Raw genomic sequence first — 20,285 nt, 5'->3', positions numbered from 1 at the left:
TTCTCATCCGCCAATCCGCCCCATGTTGGTCCAATTCTCAACCTAGCTGGACGACGTCATCAGCCACCGCCCGGACAAGACGGAGGTCATGGCTGGTCAGCAGAAGGCTCATGCGCTGCTCATCCACGAGAGCGCGGAGAAGCTCTATCGTCTGCCTTTGCACCAGCGGATCGAGCCTTGAGGTCGGCTCATCGGCTACCAGGCAGGTTGGCTTGAACAGCAGGAAACGGGCAATTGCAAGACGCTGGAGCTCTCCTCCAGACACCTCATCTGGTTGTGTACAATGCGGCATTTGAACGCCATCATTGGTCGCTGAGCTCACCTGAGGCGATGGCGCTATCATTGAGGGATGATTGATGTCAGCAAACGCGACGAGTTTTACCAGCAGGCATATTGCGGCGGCGTCTGTTCCCTGCGCGACAGCAATATCCACCGCCGCAGCCAGGGCCGTGAGCCGATCGAGATCGGCAAGCTCTATTACAGCAATGTCGATGCTGACAACGACGTGTCAGGCTGAGGCCATGCGCGACGTCGCGAGAAAACCGGCGATGAAGTCAACGGCCTCTTCGCCGCTTCTCAAACCGAGGTGAATACTCTTCTGTATCCCTGATTTGCCGATACTGACGGGACGAACTCCGAGCTCGGCGGCTTCCCGACGCACCAGCCAGTTCGGGATGGCGCTGACGCCGCGACCGGCTGCGACGAGCTGTAGCATCATTTCTGTGGTCTCGACATTCCGGTGGTGGCGCGGGCGGCAATTTGCAGGCGCAAGGAAATGCGTGAACACATCCAGCCGCTCGGGTGGCACAGGATAGGTGAAGAGCGTTTCATCCAGCAGATCCGCAGGTTCGGCATGGTCCTTGGCCGCCAGAGAGTGATCGGCCGGTACCGCAAGAACCAGTTCGTAGTCGAACACCGGTAGATAATGGATGCTAGGCGCTTCGATCGGGTCCGGGGTGATCAGGATATCGATCTCGTATCCGGTCAGCGCCGCCACGCCGCCAAAAGCAAATGATGTCGTCAGTTCCAGGTCCACATGCGGCCAGTCTACCAGATAGGGCTTTGTCACGCCCATCAGCCATTGGTGACAGGGATGGCATTCCATCCCGATCTTGAGCGAGCCTCGCTGTCCGTAGCGGTAGTCGGACAAGACATCCTCAGCCCTTTCGATCTGTGGCAGGACGCGCTGCGCCAGCGCGACGATGTAGCGGCCGGCCTCGGTGAGACGAAGATTGCGGCCGTCCTTTTCCCACATGGCGACGCCATAGCGTTCTTCGAGCTTGCGAATCGTGTGGCTCAGCGCGGACTGGGTCACATTCAGCCGTTCTGCCGCCGCCGTCAGACTGCCCATGCGATCGACTTCGCGCAGGATCGACAGATGTTGCCTGTCCAGCATCGTTATGCGCCTCCTTGGTCGAGGGGAAAGACTTCTATCTGTTCGCTGTCTCGAACAGTAACCGGCCGGTGATCTTCGTCGACCGCGACCATGGTGAAATGTCCGGTAGCCGTGATATGCCGCTCGCCCGTCAGAAGGTTTTCCGACCAGAGTTTTGTCTCGACGGACATGGAACTGCGGCCAACGCTCGCGACACGTGCCTCCGCCTCGACGATTTCGCCGATCTCGATTGGCCTTGCGAAGTCGATACGCTCGGATGATGCCAGCACCACTAGCTTGCCGGAGTAGCGCGATGCCGTCACGAACGCAGCTTTTGTCATGTAGGCGATTGCCTCGCCCCCGAACATCCGGCCGACGCTGTTAGCCTGATCCGGAAAGACGATTTCGACCATGGCAAGCATATCGCTTTCGCCCGGCGCGTCCTCGGGAAGCAGTTTGGGTAAGGCGTAATGCGCCGCGTTCTCGCCCTCTGGAACGGCAACCATATGGAAGACGCCGCGCGTACAGGTATGCCGTTGACGGCCGACAATCGTCTCTGCCACCATCTCGACCTCAACAGTCAGGGAACGGCGGCCAGCCTTGACGGGTCTTGCCGTGAATTCGACGATGTGCCCGATGCGTGCGGGCTGTTTGAAATCGATACGTTCGCAGGACGCGGTCACAAATGGTGCGCGCCCGAAGCGGGTCGCCGCGATGAAAGCGACTCGATCCATAAGGGCGAGGCCGGTCCCTCCGAACAGGGTTCCGTGATGGTTTGTGTCACCAGGGAAGACGATATCGACGAGTTGTGTTGTCGACAGGTGCTGCATGGGCTTGTCTGTCGTGTCGGTGCTGATCATCGGCGCTGCCATCAGGTTGTGGCAGGGCTGGGCAATGACGCAGAGACGACGGCGCGGAGATGCCGATCGCGAAAGCGGCACTCCGGGACACCCCGCCCGTGGACGTTATCTGTCGTGGCAGGTCTCCTGGCTCGCGGATGACCGCTCCCGCCCGTCTTCCCGGGATAAACCCAGTGACAAAAATGGACGTTCGCTAGCCGCTTACAGTTGCGGGGGCAGCTCCGGCATCTGACCGAATTCCCTCTTAGCTCCGGACTGTCGTCCACAGAACCACGACGGTAAACCAATGTCCCATGCCGCTCGTGGGGTCAAGGCCTCGTTTCCGGTCGGCGGGCCAGACCCACTTGTCCCGCAAGCCATGCCGCTTACCCAAAACCATGAGGACGGCTCATGCTTCAATGAAATGAAATCAATTTTTCTCCATCAACGGCTCAGGCATAAGAGGGGCGCGCTCCAGGCCATAGACAAGCTAAAGATTGTTGATTGAGAAACACGAGAGAAAAATGAGAGCACTGAAAGAAAAAGAAACAGATTCAGGGTTTTTCTCGGTCCATGAGAACAATATTGCCATGAGCGGTGAATTTACGTTCTCTCTCAAGAGCATTCCTTTTGACGAGGATTATCAACCCTCGGAAAATACGCGGCTCACGACTAACTTCGCCAATCTGGCCAGAGGGGAGAGCCGCCGGGAGAATTTGCGCAACGCGCTGAGGATGATCGACAATCGCTTCAACGCCTTGGCGCATTGGGACAATCCGAAAAACGATCGTTATTCTGTCCAGCTCGAGATCGTTTCCGTCGAGATGAGGATTGATGCTGAAGGCAACACTGATGCTTTCCCCCTGATCGAAATCCTGAAAACGAATATCGTCGATCATAAGACAGGCGAACGCATCGAAGGCATCGTAGGGAATAATTTCTCCTCGTATGTTCGGGATTATGACTTCAGCGTCGTGCTGCCGGCTTACAATAAGGATCGCCTGGCATTTGGCACGCCGGAGAATTTTGGTGATCTGCATGGAAACCTGTTCAAGTGTTTCCTGAATTCAGATGCCTACAAAGAACACTTTCAAAAACTTCCGGTCATCTGCCTGAGTGCCTCCAGCAGCAGGACATACAGCCGGACCGGTAATCAGCACCCTGTATTGGGTGTCGAATACCAGCAGGATGAATTGTCGTCGACCGATCGATACTTCCAGAAAATGGGATTGAAGGTTCGCTTTTTCATGCCGCCGAACAGCGTCGCGCCTTTTGCATTCTATTTCCTCGGTGATCTGCTCGACGATTACACCAATCTCGAGCTCATCGGCACAATCAGCACCATGGAGACTTTTCAGAAGATTTACCGGCCCGAAATTTATAATGCCAATTCCGCGGCAGGGGCCTGTTATCGTCCGAGTCTCGGGCATCAGGACTACTCATTGACGCGTATCGTCTACGATCGCGAAGAGCGTAGCCGGCTGGCTGTCGAGCAGGGAAGGTTCGCTGAGGAGCACTTCATCAAACCCTATGGGACTGTTCTTGAGCAATGGTCTACCAAACACGCCCTTTGATGAACTGAAAGCATAAGGTCCCCCATCATGAAAACACTGTTGCCCACGTCAACCGCCGGCAGCTTGCCGAAACCTTCATGGCTTGCAGAGCCTGAGAAACTCTGGTCGCCTTGGAAATTGCAGGATGACGAACTGATCGAGGGCAAGCAGGACGCCTTGCGCTTGTCCTTGGACGACCAGCGGCAGGCAGGTATCGATATCGTCAGCGACGGCGAGCAAACGCGCCAGCATTTCGTCACGACATTCATCGAGCATCTCGATGGTGTCGATTTCGAAAAACGTGAGACCGTCAGAATCCGGGATCGCTATGATGCGAGCGTTCCGACAGTCGTCGGCGCCGTGTCGCGCAAACAGGCGGTTTTTGTCGAAGACGCCAAGTTCCTGCGTCAGCAGACCAAACAGCCGATCAAATGGGCTCTGCCGGGGCCGATGACGATGATCGATACGCTCTTCGACGATCACTATAAAAGTCGCGAAAAGCTGGCCTGGGAATTCGCCGGGATCCTGAACCAGGAGGCTAGAGAACTGGAGGCTGCCGGGGTGGATATCATCCAGTTCGATGAACCCGCATTTAATGTCTTCTTCGATGAGGTGAATGACTGGGGTGTTGCCACTCTGGAAAAGGCAATCGAAGGCCTGAAATGTGAGACTGCCGTTCATATTTGCTACGGCTACGGTATCAAGGCCAATACGGACTGGAAAAAGACTCTTGGGTCGGAGTGGCGGCAGTATGAGGAAACTTTCCCCAAGCTGCAGAAATCCAGCATCGGCATGATCTCCCTGGAATGCCACAACTCTCACGTTCCGATGGATCTTATGGAACTGGTTCGCGGCAAGAAGGTGATGGTCGGAGCGATCGATGTTGCGAGCAATACCATCGAGACGCCGGAGGAAGTGGCCGCTACTCTGCGAAAGGCACTTCAGTTTGTCGATGCCGACAAACTTTGCCCTTGTACCAATTGTGGCATGGCACCCCTGTCTCGCCGGGTAGCACGAGGCAAGCTGAATGCTCTCGCCGCAGGTGCGGAAATCGTTCGAAAAGAACTGTCAGCCTAGCGTTACCGGAGCCGCAGGAGGCCGACATGAACATGGTGAACCACCGCTTCGATATTGTGGACAAAGCCACGTTTCGCAACGGCATGTCGCGTCTCGGCTCTGCGGTCAACGTCGTCACCACCACATACGGCGGGAAGCGTTACGGCTTCGCCGCATCGGCTGTTTGCAGTGTCAGCGACACGCCGCCGACACTTCTCGTCTGCATCAATCGAGCCAGCTCATCTTTTCATGCGTTTGAGCGTGCGCGACACTTCTGCGTCAACACGCTGATGCCGGGCCAGGAGGATATCTCGAACGCTTTCGGCGGAAAGAGACCGGTGAAGGATCGATTTGCGCTTGGCGAATGGAAAGACGGCCTCACGGGTGTCCCGATTCTGGCTGACGCCTCGGTCAGCTTTGAATGCGAGCTGACCAATGCCGTCGACGAAGCAACGCACCGAATTCTTTTCGGGTGCGTGATCGACATTCGCGAGAGCGAAGAGCAGGCAACGCTGCTCTACTGCATGCGTCGCTATCTCAAGGGATAGCGGATACAGGCCGTCGTGACACCGGCGTTCACCTCTCCCACCACATCCTCCGAAACTCTGTTGTATGTAACGCACAAGATGGAATCCATGTTTTGCAATAGCTCCATTTCGGGGTTCTACAGGTTCAGGGGGCGGGAGCGAGGGGTTTGTGCCATCCCCTCCTGATGCCCTCGACGTCGCAGGGCTGCGACCAGCAGTCGTTCGGTCCATTCGACGATCGCGGCATTCAGCGTCCTGAACACGCTAATGAAGCAAACCAGTTTTTCCAGAACTTCAGCCACGTTCACCGGGTCACGGGTGCAGGCTTCGGCCGTCTTTGGCACGGTTCGACAGCTATCGGGCACGGCATTGTGAAGGATGTGATGCCGAACGCATCACCGTTTCGGTGAAATGTTGCAAAGCTCCACTGATTTCGAGCAAAAGCTGCGGCGCGGTGGGGTTATGATCGAGCCGCTATGCGCCACGAGCGGCACGAAATGGTGGGAATTGATAGAGGACATGCGTGTGAGTGAAATCCTCAAGCTCGGAGAAAGAAACCAGATCGACGCCTTCGCGATGCAGATCGACGATATGGCGAGGGCGGACCTTGAGCAGCTTCATGCGCTGTCGATTTCGGTCGGCTGGCCGCACCGCCCGCAGGACTGGCAGTTCTTGCGCGACGTCGGCAAAGGCGTCGTTGCGATCGATGACATCGGCCGCATCATGAGTTCCGCCATGTGGTTCCGTCAATCGCCCGAGCTCGCAACGATCGGCATGGTCATCACCTCGCCGCGCTTGCAGACGCATGGCACGGGCCTCTGGCTGATGGAATATGCGCTACAAGATCTTGACGGCATAGACCTGCGCCTCAACGCAACGCGGGCTGCCCAGAGGCTTTACCTGTCCCTCGACTTCGTGCCGGAAAAGATTGTTTATCAGTGCCAGGGTATCGTCACCGATGCGCCCGTCGAGCAGGATTTTGCCGGCGACTTGCGGGTCTTGGGCGCTGATGATCTCGCCGCAGTGACGGCGCTCGACGCGGCGGCCTTTGGCGTGGTGCGCTCAGGCGTCATCGAAAAGCTCATGGCCCATTCGCGAGGCTACGGCCTTTTCCGCGATGGCGTGCTGAAGGCTTTTGCCCTCTGTCGCCGGTTCGGGCGCGGCCATGTCGTCGGGCCGATTGTGGCCTCGAACGACGAGGAGGCCGTCGCTGTCGTTTCGCCGCATATCCGCGATCATGAGGGTCGGTTCCTGCGTCTCGATACGCACTACGAAACAGGTGACTTTGCACTCTTCGTGCAGCGCAGCGGTCTTACCGTCTACGATACCGTACTGACCATGTCGCGGGGCAAGCGGCTTGCGGATTTTGCGACGGAGGGAACGCGTGCGCCGGTGACTTACTCACTGGCCAGCCAGACACTTGGCTGATCATGCTGAGGTGACCGGCCGGCCTGCCCATTCGGGCCGCCGTTGTTAAGCCCAGCCTTAACCGGGCACTCAGGCGAGATCGACTGTCGATCTCTTGCCCTTTCAGTCATCCTGTTCGAAGCGCACGGAATACGTCGTGCAGGACCAAGGAGAAGACGTAGCGATGAAACGAGAGAACCAGTTTTACATCAACGGCGAGTGGCAGGCATTCGCCGATGTGAACCTGCTGCCGGTCGTCGATCCGGCGTCTGAACAGGTTACCGGCCATGTCCCTGCCGGAAGCGCCCGCCACGTTGACCTGGCCGTGGCCGCCGCGCGCAAGGCCTTTCCCAGTTTTGCCCAATCGAGTATCCCGGAGCGGCTTGCGCTTCTGAAAAGAATGCATGCGCTCGTCATGGAACGCGCCGAGCTGTTCGCTCAGGCGATCGTGAGCGAAATGGGGACGCCGATCAGCTTTGCCCGGTCGTCGCAGGTCTTCTTTGCTGCCGAACATATCCGCGTCCAGATGGAGACGCTCGAGACATATCCGTTCCTGTCGGTGAACGGAGGCCTCGCGACAGCGAAAGAGGCCATCGGCGTCTGTGCCCTCATCACCCCCTGGAACTGGCCTCTCTACCAGATCACCGCCAAGGTGGCGCCCGCGATTGCCGCTGGCTGTACGATTGTCCTGAAGCCCAGCGAGCTTTCGCCTTACAGCGCAGTGCTGTTTGCCGAACTGATGCACGATGCGGGCACATCGCCCGGTGTGTTCAACCTGGTCAACGGCACGGGCGAGGCCGTTGGTGCTGCTCTGTCCAGCCATCCGGATGTCGACATGATCTCCATCACCGGCTCGACGCGTGCAGGCGTGCTGGTCGCCCAGGCGGCCGCACCGACCATCAAGCGCGTGGTTCAGGAATTGGGTGGCAAGTCGCCCAACATCCTGCTGGATGATGCCGATTTCGAAATCGCGGTCCCGAAAGGACTGCAGGCGGGCATGCGCAATGCCGGCCAATCCTGCAGCGCGCCGACGCGGATGCTAGTGCCAGCGCACCGGCTTTCCCAAGTGGAGGAACTGGCACGCAACACCGTCCATGCCATGGTGGTTGGCGATCCGCGCGACGCCGCGACAACGATGGGGCCGATCGCCAACCGCGCCCAGTTCGAACGCGTTCAGACTATGATCAGGGCCGGCATCGATGGCGGGGCCAAGCTCGTGGCAGGCGGACCTGGTCGTCCTGGCGGGATCGAGAGCGGCTTTTTCGCACAGCCGACGGTCTTTTCCGACGTCACGCCTGACATGCGCATCGCGCGCGAGGAAATCTTCGGCCCTGTCCTGGCGATCATGCCCTATAAGGACGAGGAAGAGGCTATCACAATCGCCAACGACACGGTCTACGGTCTCGGCGCGCATGTGCAGTCAGGCGATATCGACCGGGCGAGACGCGTGGCGAGCCGGATCCGCGCGGGTCAGGTTCATATCAATTATCCGGCTTGGAACGGTGCGGCGGCATTCGGCGGCTACAAGCAGTCGGGCAATGGGCGCGAATACGGCGTCCACGGACTTGAGGAATATCTCGAGACGAAGTCAATCCTCGGCTACTGACCGACTGATGCCAAGTTGCCGCTTCGCCATGGCGGCGGCTTGAGCGACTGACGCAGGAGCTTCAAGAAAGCGGTGGAGCGGGCGCTCCGCCCGTGCCTCGATCCCAGCATGGCGATGATGTCGGCCGAGGGAAGCTGCCAGTCGGGCAGCACTTCCTGCAATCGGCCGGCGACGAGGTCTTCAGCGACGCTCCATTCCGACCGCATCATCACGCCCTGGCCCGCCAGTGCCCAGTCTCGGATGACCGAACCGTCATTGCTCGACATGGCTGGATTGATACGCACTGTCGCAGTCTCCTGCCGGGGCCCGGTGAAACGCCACAGCGTCACGTCTTCTTCGTTCTCGCGGACGGCAAGGCAGCGATGCCTGGCGAGATCTGCCGGCTCCAAAATCGGCGACGCCGAAGTCAGATAGTGCGGACTGGCGCAGAGAATGCGCCGGTTCGGCGCCAGCGTCGTTACCACTTGGTCGAGATGTCCCCGCGCGCCGATGTGAATGATCACTTCGAAACTCTCGATGAGCAAGGCGGAAGGGTGGTCGGACAGTTCCAGCGTGGCGAGCGCGCTCTTATGCTCGCGCGCGAACGCCTCCACGACGGGTGCGACATGCTGCCTGCCGAACCCGTGTGGGGCTGCGATCCTCAAATGTCCCCGCACCACGCCCCTGCGGTCCGCCAGGGCTTCTGACAGCTCATCGATTGCGTTGCTGACGATAACGCTGTGCGAAGCGACGAGCGAGCCCTCCTCGGTCAAAAAGAGGCTTTTGCCGGTTCGATCGATCAGCCTGACACCCACTTTTTCTTCGAGCGCACGCAGCCGCTGAGTGACGGCTGGCGGCGTCACGTTGAGCTTGCGCGCGCTCTCCGCCAGGGATCGCGAGCCGACAAGGACCGAGAAAAAGGCGAGATCATCGGATGTAAGCATTAAGTTCGTCCTGAATTTAATATTCTAATCACATTAATTTTCATCTTCATGCTCAGGAGGCAAGACGTTTGATCGGAGAATCGCGGAAATGCCTCGATTGTCGCGGCCGCCGCTGGTGACGAGGTAGAATCTGCGTCCCTATTGCAAAACCAAAATGGCTTTTCCATCCGTCTTACCCCTCCCATTGCCGACATCCTTTGAGGAGGTATTCCGGTTGGAGGGCGGTTCATGAGCGGGATAATTTTCGTTTACGGAAATCTGAAATCATGAGGCTTTTATCCACGACCGCTTGCCCTTTGTCGTGTTTGACGATGCGGATTTCGAGGCAGGTGCCATGGTCGCCAAGATGCGCAGCGGTGGCGAGGCCCACACGGCCGCTAACCGCTTTTATGTCCATTACCGGCGGCGCGGCGATCGACGGCCAGGGCTTCTTCTATCCACCAACGATATGTCGGTCTTTCGCCAGAATAATCTCATGGAGGTATTTTTCAATGATGGGAAACGGCTTCTCAGCCAGCACACAAAGCCGCAGCCCGTCTGCAATCGTGTTCAGCAACGGAAGGGAGATTCGCTCCTTGTATTGATCCAGCTCTGGCTATATTTGGCAGTCAACGCGAGCTCTACGCCGATGACGCGCACCGACGGCGTGGTTTCCTTGATCGCCGTGGCAATACCCGAAATCAGTCCGCCGCCGCTGACAGGGACGATGACCGTATCAACGTCGGATAGATCATCGAGAATTTCGCCACAGCGCCTATCACCTGCCGCATGTCGATCAGGCGCCTCACCTGATCCCTGTTGAGTAGGAGCGTTTGCATCGCTGACCTCGGTTTGCTTGCGGTTCCCTGCAGACGCATGCGACTGCTCGTGTGATGACCGTGCCCGATATTCGTCTTCATTTATCGCCGGATAGGCTGCCGGTGAAAGCAGATTGTTGTGATTGACGTCGCGGCTTACGCATAAAGTTTGCCGACGGCGATCGAAAGGGACGCGCGCGCTCATCCGTCGGTGGCGATCTCGACCGCAATCAAAGCGCGCCGACATTCACCTTCGATCCGTCAAAGAAGCGCGACAGCCGGAAGGGCGTGGGATCAACGCAGGGTTTATCATTAGCAACCAGGTCGGCCGCGAGTCGTCCAATGCCCGGACCGATGCCAAAACCGCGACCGGACCCACCGGCCGCCAGATAAAAGCCGCGCACGCGGTCGACTGCAGAAATCACCGGCACTGCGTCCGGTGTGCAGTCCACATAGGAACCCCAGCTATCGGCGATCGTGACGCCGGCAAGCGCCGGAAACTGGTCGTGGACACCTTTCAGCATGGCGGCAATTGTCCGCTTGCTGGGGGCCGGATCAAGAATCCGCATCCGCTCGAAGGGCGATGTTTCCTGCATCGTCCATCGTGCCAGCGCTTCCGGACCGCGGAACATCGACGTACTGACGCCGACCTGTACGGCCTTGAGCCGTTTCAGGAACATCGGCATGAACCAGCGGGCATAGCGCATGCCCTGGGGCGTCAGGTCAAGTGTTGCCCTGCCGCTGACGGCCAAGGTGTAACTGCCATCGAGCCGGCGCGTCAGCGAACATTCGGGTGTGTAAAGGGCATCGCCGACATTCACCGTCGGTACTGTGCGCACCGCCGTCTGGCGGACACTTGCCTGCGGAAATATGACGCCGTAGGGCCGGCTGAACATGGATGCCCATGCGCCGCCGGCATTGAGGACGGCCTGTGTCCTGATCGTGCCCTTTTCGGTGATGACCCCGGCGACCGCGCCGTTGACAACATCCAGCCCGCGCGCGGCGCAATTCTGGTGGATGGTTGCGCCGAACTTGCGGGCACCGCTCGCGATTGTCGGAGCGGCAATGGCCGGCTCGCCCTTGCCATCATCAACGGAATGAACCCCGCCGAGCCATCGACGCCCCTGCGCCGGAACGCTTTCATGTGCCTCCTTGGGGCTCAGCATGCGCGTATTGACATCGAACTTACGGGCGGTCGTCTGCCATTGCTCCCATTCCGCCAGCTGTTGCGGATTGTCCGTGGCATAGAACAGGCCGCACCGGCGGAAGCCGACATCCTCGCCGATCTTCGCCGCGATCTCGTCCCACAGGTCCATGGCGACGCCCGAGAGTGGCAATTCGCGCTCATCCCGGTTCTGCCGGCGGCACCAGCCCCAGTTGCGGCTCGATTGCTCCGCGCCAACCAGACCTTTTTCCAGTAGCGCCACGGAGAGACCACGTTCGGCCAGCGAAAATGCTGCGGACGCGCCGATGATGCCGGCACCGATGACCACGACATCGGCCTTGGCCGGGAGTTCCGGGTCGCTTGGGATGGATCTGAGCAGTGGAGTCATGAATCTTGACCTAGGTGAGTGGTGTTCTTGCGACCGGATGCCCGTTGGATTTAATGGCCAATGACGGCAATCGCGTCGATCTCGACGAGATAGTCATAGTGCAGTTCAGGGACGGGAACGACTGTGCGGGCGGGGCGCGCCTCACCCAGCCGTTCGGCATAGACCGCGTTGAAACGCGGCCAATTGCTGACCCCAACGATGTACGCCGTCACGCGGACGAGATCGGTCGGCTGCCCGTCGGCCGCCTTGAGGATCGCCAGCATGTTGTCGATTGCTTGCGCAGCCTGCGTCTCGAAACTGTCGTCGGGCAGGGGCTCCCCATCGGGGCGGATCGGCAACTGGCCGGATATGTAAAGATGATCACCGCCACGCCTTGCCTGGACATAATGCCCAGCCGGGCGCGGCGCGTCATCCGTGTTGATGTCCAGCAATCTTGTCATTACCAGCCTCCAAAGCGCGGCCAGACGGCTTCCACATCGCGCGAGACCCCGCGCACGATATGATAGGCGCCGTGCTGTGCCGCGGTCGCACAGGCGTGGTTGGGCAGGATGCGGACGCGGTCTCCGACGGCCAAGTCTGGAAGGCGGCCGTTGGAACCCGGCCGGACAGCAATGATCCCGTGCTCTTGGTTCGCATCGGCAACGATCACATCGTTGAAAACTTCGCCGTTGATGTCGCAGACCAGACCAAAGCCCATGTCGAGGGGCTGTTTGCTGGTGCCGCGGTCCCGCGACAGCGACATCCAGCCGCCATCTGTGATGATCCAGCCCTTATCGCGCTGGTGGCCGATGACGGTGGCGAGAACGCTGAGCGCAATGTCATCCACCCGGCAGATGCCGATCCCGGCCATGACCAGATCGAAGAACACGAAGACTCCAGCGCGGACTTCGGTCACGCCGGTCAAATCCTTTGCGTGATGAGCCGTCGGCGTTGAGCCGACACTAACGATGGGGCAGGGCAGGCCGGCGGCGCGCAGGACCTGCGCGGACTCGACGACAGCCCGGCGTTCTGCCTCGGCGAAGCGTTCCTGAGCCTCCGGGCCGCCGCCGCGATAGCTATCACCGGCATGGGTCAGTACGCCGCGCAACTCTGCGCCGGCGGCAAGTACTTCGCCGATCTGAAGCAGCCGGGCATGGTCATGGGGCGGAACGCCGGAGCGATGGCCGTCGCAATCGATTTCGATGAGGGCTGGAATGCGTAAACCCGCCGCCTTGGATGCTGCGGCAATAGCCTCGGCCTGCTCGACATTGTCGGCCACGACCATGAGGTCGATGCCGCGGTACCGCATCTCGGCGACACGAGCGAGCTTGTCGGGTGCAATCCCAACCGCATAGATCACGTCGCGCACGCCCGCTGCGGCGAACTGTTCGGCTTCCTTCAAGGTCGATACGGTCGCAGGCCCTTCCGGCGAGGTCATGACCTTGCGGGCGGCCTCGATCGACTTGGCAGTTTTCAGATGCGGGCGTAGAGAAACGCCCAGTGCATCGAGACGCGTCCGCAGCCGCGTGATATTTCTCTCCATCCGATCCGCATCCACGATAAGGCAGGGCGTTTCCAGGGTGTCGAGCGTGCTGGCGAAATTGGGTTCTGTACGCATTTGGAGCGTCCTTACATCCATCAGTCCGGTTTCCGGTTTGATCCCAACTTGCCGCCAATTCATAAAGTCTGCAATTAATGACTAGTGAATGTTGGATTTAGCTTTATGTTAATATCTTCACCTCCAGGCCTTGCCTTGAGCAGGCTTTTCTCGTGGCAGTCAGAGTTTCGGCCCAGGAATATTGTCTCTGGCATGGTCGTTACGACCGAGCCTGTGTTGCCGGATGACGCGGTGATTGCGGTTCGTGGTTTGACCGTTAACCTACCGCGCGGCATGGAGCGTCCACACGCTGTTGAGAACGTACCCTTCGATCTCAAGCGCGAATATTGGCTAAAGCAACAAGGGAACGATTTGTTTCAGGCATTGTCATGTACGACCATGACAAGGTGATCCCGTTCGGAGAGCGGCTATCCGCTGTCCCAATCGCGGCGTTGTGGCGTTAACAGTAAGTGTAGCAACGTCGTTAAAGAAAAAGCGGGCCGGCCGACTGGCCGCCCCGATGGAAATAGTCTTGTTTCATTCCGCTTACGCGGGACGTTCCTCGCCTGCATTCGGCCGCCAGGTAATCAACCTCTTCTCCGCAAAATCCAGAATGAGGTCAATAACAAGAACGAAGACCGCCAGGATGATGATGCCCGCGAAGACGCCGACCGCATCGAAGTTGCCTTCCGAGCGGGCGATTAGATAACCGAGGCCAGCGGAGGCTCCCAGATATTCGCCGATGATTGCGCCGACCACGGCAAATCCGACGGAGGTGCGCAGCGACGACAGAATCCAGCTCGCCGCAGCGGGAAAATAGACGTGACGCAGCAGATCCGAACGCTTGGCGCCAAGAATGCGAGTATTGGAAAGCACGACCGGATTCACTTCGCGCACGCCCTGCATGGCGTTGAAGAAAGTGACGAAGAAAACGAGCGTAACCGCAAGCGCAACCTTCGACCACAGGCCGAGGCCGAGCCACAGCACGAAGATCGGAGCCAGAACCACACGCGGAATGGCGTTCACGGCCTTGATGAACGGATCAAGCACCCGGGCGACGAAGGGGCTGAGGCCCAGCCAGACGCCGGCGCCGACGCCGAGACCTGTACCGATGAGATAGCCAAGCACCGTTTCGCTCAGCGTGATGCCGACATGCTTGTAAAAACCGGCATCGGCAACCCAATCAATCACCTGTTTGACGATGTCATAGGGCGCCGGAAAGAAGAACCGGTCGATGGCGCCCGAGGTGACACCGAGTTGCCAGCCTCCCAAAAGCACGACCAGAAGAACGACCTGGATGATACGAACATTAACGGCTTGCATAGCTTTTCTCCACTTCGCCACGCAGGGACGCCCATATATCGCGATAGAGCGTCATGAATTTTGGATCGAGTTTGATTTCCGCAACGTTGCGGGGACGTTCAAGATCGACAGGGAAGCTCTCGATGACGCGGCTCTTCGGGCCAGCAGCGAGAACAACAACCCGGTCTCCGAGCGCAATCGCCTCTTCCAGATCATGGGTGATCATGACCACCGCACGGCGGTCCTCCTGCCACAGGCGCAGCAATTCGTTCTGCATAAGGTGGCGGGTATGGATATCCAATGCGGAGAAGGGTTCGTCCATGAGGATGACCTTCGGCTCGGTGATGAGTGCCTGCGCCATCTGCACGCGTTTGCGCTGCCCACCGGAGAGTTGGTGCGGAAAGCGGTCTCCGAATCCCTTCAGGCCGACCTTTTCAAGCCAGGACTGAACCTTGGCGCGCCGCTCATTTTCGGGAACGCCGCGGAACATCAAGCCAAGCTCGACATTCTGAAACGCTGTCTTCCAGGGAAGGAGCGCGTCCTGCTGGAACAGATATCCGATGTTGTTCTGTACGCCCTTGACGAGCGAACCGTCGATGGAAACCTTGCCCTGCGCTGGCTTCAACAGGCCCGCAATGGCGTTGAGAATGGTGGACTTTCCGCATCCCGTAGGCCCAACGATGGAGAGAAACTCGCCATCGCCGACCTTGAGATTTACGTTTTGTACGGCAACAAACGAACCGAACGCCATGGTCACATCATCGATTGCTACCATCGGCGGGGGCTTCAGTTCCGTCACGGGTTCTAGCTTTCTGGCTGGCGAAGACATGGCGGCCTCTCAGTTTGCGGCCTTCGAGGCAGCAGCCTCGACGAACTTGTTGGTGTAGGTGGTGTTGAGATCGATCGTCGCCTTGGCAACCGCATCATTGAAGCTTTTCAGAACCGAAAGCGGCGTTTCGAGATCGGCAGGCTCGAACTTGCCGTCTTCGGAGAAGATCGCCTTGGCTGCTTCGACAGCCTTGCTGTAGGTCTGCTTGTCGCCGGACACGAAATCATCGGGAAGCTTCGCCACGATTTCTTCCGCAGAATGCTGCTTCATCCAGTGCAGCGCCCGAACCGTCGCGTTGGTGACTTTCTGAACCACTTCTGGATTGGCATCGATATAGTCCTGCGTCGCGTAAAGGACCGATGTCGGATAGATGCCGCCATAGACATCCCTGGCGCCCTGATCGCTACGGGCATCGATGAGGATCTTGCCCAATCCGCGTTCCACGACGATGGTCGCGGCAGGATCGTAATTGACGAGCAGGTCGATCTTGCCCTGCTGCAGAGCGGCTACGGCTGCAGCACCCGAACCGACGCCGATGATGGAGATGTCGTTGTCGCTGAGATCATGCTGCTTCATGTAATAGCGAATGAAGAAGTCCGAGGAGGAGCCGGGCGACGTAATGCCGACCTTCTTGCCCTTGATCGTCTCGGGCTTGGCCGGATCGAAGTCCGTGTCGTTCTTGCCGGCGAGAACCAGGCCCGAGTTACGGGCAAGCTGCACGAAGCCGACCACATGCTTGTTCTGCGACTGCATCTGGATCGTATGATCGTAGAAGCCCACGGCAACGTCCGTGGAACCCGCGACAAGCGCCTGCAGGACCTTCGACCCGCCTTGGGCAAAGTTCTCGGTCGTTACATCAAGGCCCTCCTCCTTGTAGAAGCCAAGGCTCGCAGCCACGGGGAAAGGCAGGTTGTTGAGGTTGTACGAGCCAACGCTCATCCTGACGGATTCGGCATTGGCTGATGCTGCCAGCGCACAGAGCGCGGCGGTTGCAAGCAGATATTTACGCATAAGGGTCTCCTCCCGGTTCAACTATATTTTGCGCCACTATGGCCGCGTCTAGGCTGCGTCTTCAATCGCAGCGGTTGGTTTGGCAAAGGCGAAGCCTTCGAAAAGCCTGCGCGCCGTTCTTACAAGTCCGGCCGTTATTGCTCCGTTTCGCATCTCCAGCTGCACGTCGAGGCAGCCGGCGGGATGTTCGATGCGGATCTGGGTTGGCACCGAAAGGCCTCCAACCATATTATAAGCGACAGAGCCTTTGGTGACAGCCGCGGTTGCGATGCCAACAGCACCGGTCGTCGCCAGTGCAGGATGACACTCGTTGGGCATGAAATACCGTACCGAGAGAGTGCCGCCTCTGCGGGCGGGCGCAACGAGCACCGGTTTCGGAATGACCATGTCTTTGACATCACCCATTCCCATCAACTTTCCAGCCTCGATGCGGATGCGGGTCATCCGTGCGATGAGGTCCTTGTGAGCGCTCAGGGTTTGCGGATCCTCGTACCCCGTCACGCCGAGATCGGGTGCGTGGATGAGAACCATCGGAATGGCACAGTCTATGGCCGTCACGTTGACGCCATCGATTAGATCAACCGGCTTTCCAGTTGGTAGCAGCTGGCCGGTCTTCGCACCTGCTGCATCCATGAATGTCAATGCGATGGGTGCCGCCAGACCCGGAACGCCGTCGATCGAGGCGTCGCCGAGATAAATAACCTCACGACCGCGTGTCGGAACTTTCGCCTCGATCAGCTTGCCGGTATTCACGTTATGGATTCTCACAAGAGTATCCTTGCCCCGTGCTTCGACAAGTCCCGCTTCGATAGCAAAAGGGCCGACAGCGGCCAGCATGTTTCCGCAATTTGGCGAATAATCGACATACTGCCTGTCGGTCCGAACCTGCGCGAACAGGTAATCAATGTCCGCGCCCCGGACTGTGGAAGGGCCGATAATCGCAACTTTGGACGTAACCGGATTGCCTCCGCCAATGCCGTCGATCTGCAGTGGATGGCCCGACCCCATGATGGAGAGAAGGGCCGCGTCCCGGTCTACTCGATCACGGGGAAGATCGGATGCGAGAAAGAACGGTCCACGCGACGTTCCACCGCGCATCAGCACACAGGGTATCTTCAGCAGGTCGTTCATGGGTTGCCTCAGTATTGCATTTGGCGGATCAATGCGTCGTGTTGTTGCAATATGAGCAAAAGAGTCTAATCTGTTAAATGCAATGTTTTGGAGTTTTATTGCGATATGAGCATCAATTGCGAAATTCTGGATTTGCGGGCGTTTCAAGCGGTGGTTGAATTGGCCAGTTTCCACAGGGCCGCCGAGGCGCTTCACATCTCGCAACCGGCGCTCACCCGCCGTATCCAGAAACTGGAGCAGGCGATCGGGGCGCCCCTTCTGGAAAGAACGACACGCCACGTTGCCCCCACTGCCATGGGACAGGAAGTCATGCCGCTCGTTCGGCGTATGCTCGAGGAATTTGACGGATCGCTTTTTGCAATGAAGGACGGCGCGCAACGGCGTGGGCTTATCACCATGGCCTGTGTTCCGACCGCCGCCTTTTACTTTCTTCCCACCGTCATCAAGACCTTCAGCCAGCAATATCCCCACATAAGGCTGAGGATCAGGGATTTGACAGCCAATGAAGGTCTTCAGGCGGTCGCCAGAGGCGAGGTGGAATTCGGCATCAACCTGATGGGCAATTCCGATCCCGAGCTTTCATTCGAGCCCCTCATCGATGACCCCTTCGTGCTGGCGATGAGGAAAGACCACCCTCTGGCAGCCTACGAGACAATCGAGTGGGACCAGCTGGAGGCCTTTCCGCTGGTTGTCGTGGACCGTTCAAGTGGCAACAGGACGCTTCTCGACAGCGCGCTTGCGCGATGCAATCTAAAATTGAACTGGTTTTACGAGGTGACGCACCTGAACACGTCGCTCGGTCTCGTAGAAGCTGGACTTGGGATTTCCGTCCTGCCGCGGTTGGCAACGCCGCAGGGCGATCACCCATTCCTTATCACCCGGCCGATCGTCAACCCGGTGGTTTCCCGCACGATAGGCATCGTGCGGAGAAGGAGTAACGCGCTGTCTCCGGCGGCGGAAAAATTCGTGGAAATGCTGTTGAGAACTTGGAAAACACATTAATTTTACAGCCTCGTGCGGTCTAAACCTCAGGCCCTGATACGGGGGATTGTTCGTGAGCATCTGGCCACTTTGGAGTAGTGTCGAGCTATTGCTGTTGGTTCTAAACACGAGATCGCCCGCGGTCGTTCCGCGACCAGCGCTCGCCAATCTAGCGCCGTGATTATCTGATCATTTGCCTCGCAGCGAGGATACCCCCTCTTGAAGTGGAGGATGCCGGCGCGGAAACTGCCATGACAATACCGTGGCCGAGAGCTTCTTCGATCTGTTGAAGCGGGAGCGGGTATGCCGAAAGGTTTATCGCTCAAGAGACGAAGTCGGGCAGGACGTGTTCGACTACATCGAGATGTTTTACAACCCGAAGCGCAAACATGTCTAAAACGGGATGCTGTCACCCGTCGAGTTCGAAGAACGGCAGAAAACGTAACCCGAGGGTGTCTACGAAACGCGGGGCTATTCAGTTTCTCTCCGGAGCCAAGCGTCATCGCTCGCTGATTTCAGCCTGCTTTTGCGGGCTTGTTTGTCTGGCGCTCGTCTGGAACATCAGTATGGCGCTTCAGGAGCAGCGACGAAACGCGGCTGAAATGGCATGCGGTTTCACGTAGTCGGTTGCGACCGCGCTTCGCCCAGCTCTTTTCCAACGTCCAGCTTGTTCAACGAAACCGGAGGTTCCGGCGTGTCAGCTGATCGACGGAGGTGCAGCCCATCAGTTTCATGCCGCGCTCGATTTCGATACGCATCAACTCGAGCGCTCTTTCCACGCCCGGTTGCCCGGCAGCAGCCAAGGGGAAAAGGTAATAGCGGCCGAGCCCCACGGCTTTTGCACCGAGAGACAGTGCCTTCAAAACATGGGTGCCGCGCTGCACGCCGCCATCCATCATCACGTCGATCCGGTCGCCGACCGCATCGACGATCTCGGCCAGCTGATCGAAGGCGCTGCGGGAGCCATCGAGCTGGCGGCCGCCGTGATTGGAAAGCACGATGCCGCTGCAGCCGATGTCGACGGCGCGTCTGGCGTCATCCACCGACATGATGCCCTTCAGGCAGAACGGCCCGCCCCATTCGCGCACCATCTGCGCCACGTCGTCCCAGTTCATCGAAGGGTCGAGCATGTCGGTGAAATAGCGGCTGATGGAAAGAGCGCCGCCGTCCATTTTAATGTGGTCGTCGAGCTGCGGCAGGCTGAAGCGCTCATGCGTCAGGTAATTGATGCCCCAGGCCGGCTTGATGGCAAATTGTGCGATGCCGGAAAGATTGAGCTTGAACGGAATGGCAAAGCCGGTGCGCTTGTCGCGCTCGCGGTTGCCGCCGGTAATACTGTCCACCGTCAGCATCATCGCCTCGACACCGGCGCTCTTGGCGCGCGCCATCATATCGCGGTTGAGGCCTCGGTCCTTGTGGAAATAGAACTGATAGACCTGCGGGCCGCCGCTGATCCGGCGCGCTTCTTCCAGGCTCGTGGTGCCGAGCGAAGAAACGCCGAACATCGTGCCGTATTTTCCCGCCGCGGCCGCAACCGCCCGTTCCCCCTGATGGTGGAAGAGGCGTTGCAGCGCCGTCGGCGAACAATAGACCGGCATGGACAGCTTCTGCCCCATGACGGTGACCGACATATCCACATCGGCCACGCCCCGCAGCACATCGGGAACGAGATCGCATTTCTCGAAGGCGGCCGTGTTTCGCCGATACGTCACCTCGTCATCGGCGGCGCCGTCTATATAATTGAAGATCGGTCCGGGCAGACGCTGCTTGGCCATGCGGCGAAAATCGTGGAAATTATAGCAGTCTTTGAGTTGCATCT

Annotated in this window: 20 protein-coding genes, 2 pseudogenes and 1 riboswitch; of the genes and pseudogenes, 9 read left to right on the top strand and 13 right to left on the bottom strand. The window is 58.7% G+C overall.

What is annotated here, in order from left to right; all coding sequences use genetic code 11:
• Window positions 1–37: 37 nt before the first annotated feature.
• Window positions 38–292, bottom strand: a complete 255-nt coding sequence (locus tag PL599_RS19805; protein ID WP_269824930.1) for an ATP-binding cassette domain-containing protein — start codon at window positions 290–292, stop codon at window positions 38–40.
• A gap of 57 nt (window positions 293–349) precedes the next feature.
• Here PL599_RS19805 and PL599_RS19800 point away from each other — a divergent pair, with 57 nt between their 5' ends.
• A complete protein-coding gene (locus PL599_RS19800; RefSeq protein ID WP_244614260.1) occupies window positions 350–517 on the top strand; it encodes a hypothetical protein in 168 nt (55 codons plus the stop codon).
• On the opposite strand, the gene PL599_RS19795 is transcribed toward PL599_RS19800, so the two are convergent.
• Both PL599_RS19795 and PL599_RS19790 read right to left on the bottom strand, forming a co-directional pair.
• Window positions 509–1,396: a LysR family transcriptional regulator gene (locus tag PL599_RS19795; RefSeq protein WP_191218404.1), complete on the bottom strand. Its 888-nt coding sequence runs from the start codon at window positions 1,394–1,396 to the stop codon at window positions 509–511. The two genes, PL599_RS19800 and PL599_RS19795, sit on opposite strands and share 9 nt — an antisense overlap.
• A 2-nt stretch (window positions 1,397–1,398) precedes the next feature.
• Entirely contained in the window at window positions 1,399–2,235 is an 837-nt protein-coding gene (locus PL599_RS19790; protein ID WP_269824931.1) for an acyl-CoA thioesterase, read from the bottom strand.
• A gap of 99 nt (window positions 2,236–2,334) precedes the next feature.
• Window positions 2,335–2,525, bottom strand: a riboswitch (cobalamin riboswitch).
• 279 nt (window positions 2,526–2,804) lie between these two features.
• Here PL599_RS19790 and PL599_RS19785 point away from each other — a divergent pair.
• The 5 genes from PL599_RS19785 (at window position 2,805) to PL599_RS19765 (ending at window position 8,363) form a co-directional block, all read left to right on the top strand.
• Window positions 2,805–3,788 (top strand): DUF1852 domain-containing protein, encoded by a 984-nt coding sequence (locus PL599_RS19785; protein ID WP_269824962.1) that lies wholly within the window; start codon window positions 2,805–2,807, stop codon window positions 3,786–3,788.
• Between the two features lie 27 nt (window positions 3,789–3,815).
• The gene (locus PL599_RS19780) at window positions 3,816–4,844 is read left to right on the top strand and encodes a methionine synthase (RefSeq protein WP_077984688.1); all 1,029 of its coding nucleotides are present in this window, start codon (window positions 3,816–3,818) and stop codon (window positions 4,842–4,844) included.
• Window positions 4,845–4,870: 26 nt separating this feature from the next.
• Window positions 4,871–5,371, top strand: coding sequence for a flavin reductase (locus tag PL599_RS19775; protein ID WP_137412575.1), 501 nt, complete (start codon window positions 4,871–4,873; stop codon window positions 5,369–5,371).
• Window positions 5,372–5,869: 498 nt separating this feature from the next.
• A complete protein-coding gene (locus tag PL599_RS19770; protein WP_269824963.1) occupies window positions 5,870–6,778 on the top strand; it encodes a GNAT family N-acetyltransferase in 909 nt (302 codons plus the stop codon).
• Window positions 6,779–6,941: 163 nt separating this feature from the next.
• A complete protein-coding gene (locus PL599_RS19765) occupies window positions 6,942–8,363 on the top strand; it encodes an aldehyde dehydrogenase family protein (protein WP_269824932.1) in 1,422 nt (473 codons plus the stop codon).
• Here the strand turns inward: PL599_RS19765 and PL599_RS19760 are convergent.
• The 5 genes and pseudogenes from PL599_RS19760 to PL599_RS19740 form a co-directional block, all read right to left on the bottom strand.
• Window positions 8,357–9,286: a LysR family transcriptional regulator gene (locus PL599_RS19760; protein ID WP_269824933.1), complete on the bottom strand. Its 930-nt coding sequence runs from the start codon at window positions 9,284–9,286 to the stop codon at window positions 8,357–8,359. The two genes, PL599_RS19765 and PL599_RS19760, sit on opposite strands and share 7 nt — an antisense overlap.
• 436 nt (window positions 9,287–9,722) lie before the next feature.
• Window positions 9,723–10,030, bottom strand: a pseudogene (locus tag PL599_RS19755) (pyridoxal-phosphate dependent enzyme); the annotation flags it as partial.
• 283 nt (window positions 10,031–10,313) lie between these two features.
• Entirely contained in the window at window positions 10,314–11,636 is a 1,323-nt protein-coding gene (locus tag PL599_RS19750; RefSeq protein WP_269824934.1) for an NAD(P)/FAD-dependent oxidoreductase, read from the bottom strand.
• Window positions 11,637–11,686: 50 nt separating this feature from the next.
• Complete coding sequence (locus PL599_RS19745; RefSeq protein ID WP_269824935.1) at window positions 11,687–12,076, bottom strand: RidA family protein; 390 nt, start codon at window positions 12,074–12,076, stop codon at window positions 11,687–11,689.
• On the bottom strand, window positions 12,076–13,233 hold the full coding sequence (locus tag PL599_RS19740; protein ID WP_269824936.1) for an alanine racemase: 1,158 nt from the start codon (window positions 13,231–13,233) through the stop codon (window positions 12,076–12,078). The genes PL599_RS19745 and PL599_RS19740 overlap by 1 nt, the downstream gene beginning before the upstream one ends.
• Before the next feature lie 192 nt (window positions 13,234–13,425).
• On the opposite strand from PL599_RS19740, the gene PL599_RS19735 reads away from it, so the two are divergent.
• Entirely contained in the window at window positions 13,426–13,623 is a 198-nt protein-coding gene (locus PL599_RS19735; RefSeq protein ID WP_269824964.1) for a hypothetical protein, read from the top strand.
• A 135-nt stretch (window positions 13,624–13,758) separates the two neighbouring features.
• Here PL599_RS19735 and PL599_RS19730 read toward each other — a convergent pair whose 3' ends face one another.
• The 4 genes from PL599_RS19730 to PL599_RS19715 are packed head-to-tail and all read right to left on the bottom strand — an operon-like array spanning window position 13,759 to window position 17,485.
• Entirely contained in the window at window positions 13,759–14,535 is a 777-nt protein-coding gene (locus tag PL599_RS19730) for an ABC transporter permease (protein ID WP_077984695.1), read from the bottom strand.
• Window positions 14,522–15,343, bottom strand: a complete 822-nt coding sequence (locus PL599_RS19725) for an ABC transporter ATP-binding protein (RefSeq protein WP_077984696.1) — start codon at window positions 15,341–15,343, stop codon at window positions 14,522–14,524. Before PL599_RS19725 ends, PL599_RS19730 begins: the two co-directional genes overlap by 14 nt.
• A gap of 9 nt (window positions 15,344–15,352) precedes the next feature.
• Window positions 15,353–16,354, bottom strand: a complete 1,002-nt coding sequence (locus PL599_RS19720) for an ABC transporter substrate-binding protein (protein ID WP_269824937.1) — start codon at window positions 16,352–16,354, stop codon at window positions 15,353–15,355.
• Between the two features lie 48 nt (window positions 16,355–16,402).
• Entirely contained in the window at window positions 16,403–17,485 is a 1,083-nt protein-coding gene (locus PL599_RS19715; RefSeq protein ID WP_269824938.1) for a 4-oxalomesaconate tautomerase, read from the bottom strand.
• Between the two features lie 105 nt (window positions 17,486–17,590).
• Here PL599_RS19715 and PL599_RS19710 point away from each other — a divergent pair, with 105 nt between their 5' ends.
• Both PL599_RS19710 and PL599_RS19705 read left to right on the top strand, forming a co-directional pair.
• On the top strand, window positions 17,591–18,487 hold the full coding sequence (locus PL599_RS19710; protein WP_077984698.1) for a LysR family transcriptional regulator: 897 nt from the start codon (window positions 17,591–17,593) through the stop codon (window positions 18,485–18,487).
• Window positions 18,488–18,701: 214 nt separating this feature from the next.
• Window positions 18,702–18,911: pseudogene (locus PL599_RS19705) on the top strand (IS3 family transposase); the annotation flags it as partial.
• Window positions 18,912–19,137: 226 nt separating this feature from the next.
• Here PL599_RS19705 and PL599_RS19700 read toward each other — a convergent pair.
• Window positions 19,138–20,283, bottom strand: coding sequence for an alpha-hydroxy acid oxidase (locus PL599_RS19700; protein ID WP_077984699.1), 1,146 nt, complete (start codon window positions 20,281–20,283; stop codon window positions 19,138–19,140).
• Between the last annotated feature and the right edge of the window lie 2 nt (window positions 20,284–20,285).

This window comes from Agrobacterium sp. ST15.16.055 (genome assembly GCF_027956555.1).
Classification (GTDB): Bacteria; Pseudomonadota; Alphaproteobacteria; order Rhizobiales; family Rhizobiaceae; genus Agrobacterium; species Agrobacterium salinitolerans.
This window is presented reverse-complemented; position numbering and strand designations above follow the sequence as displayed.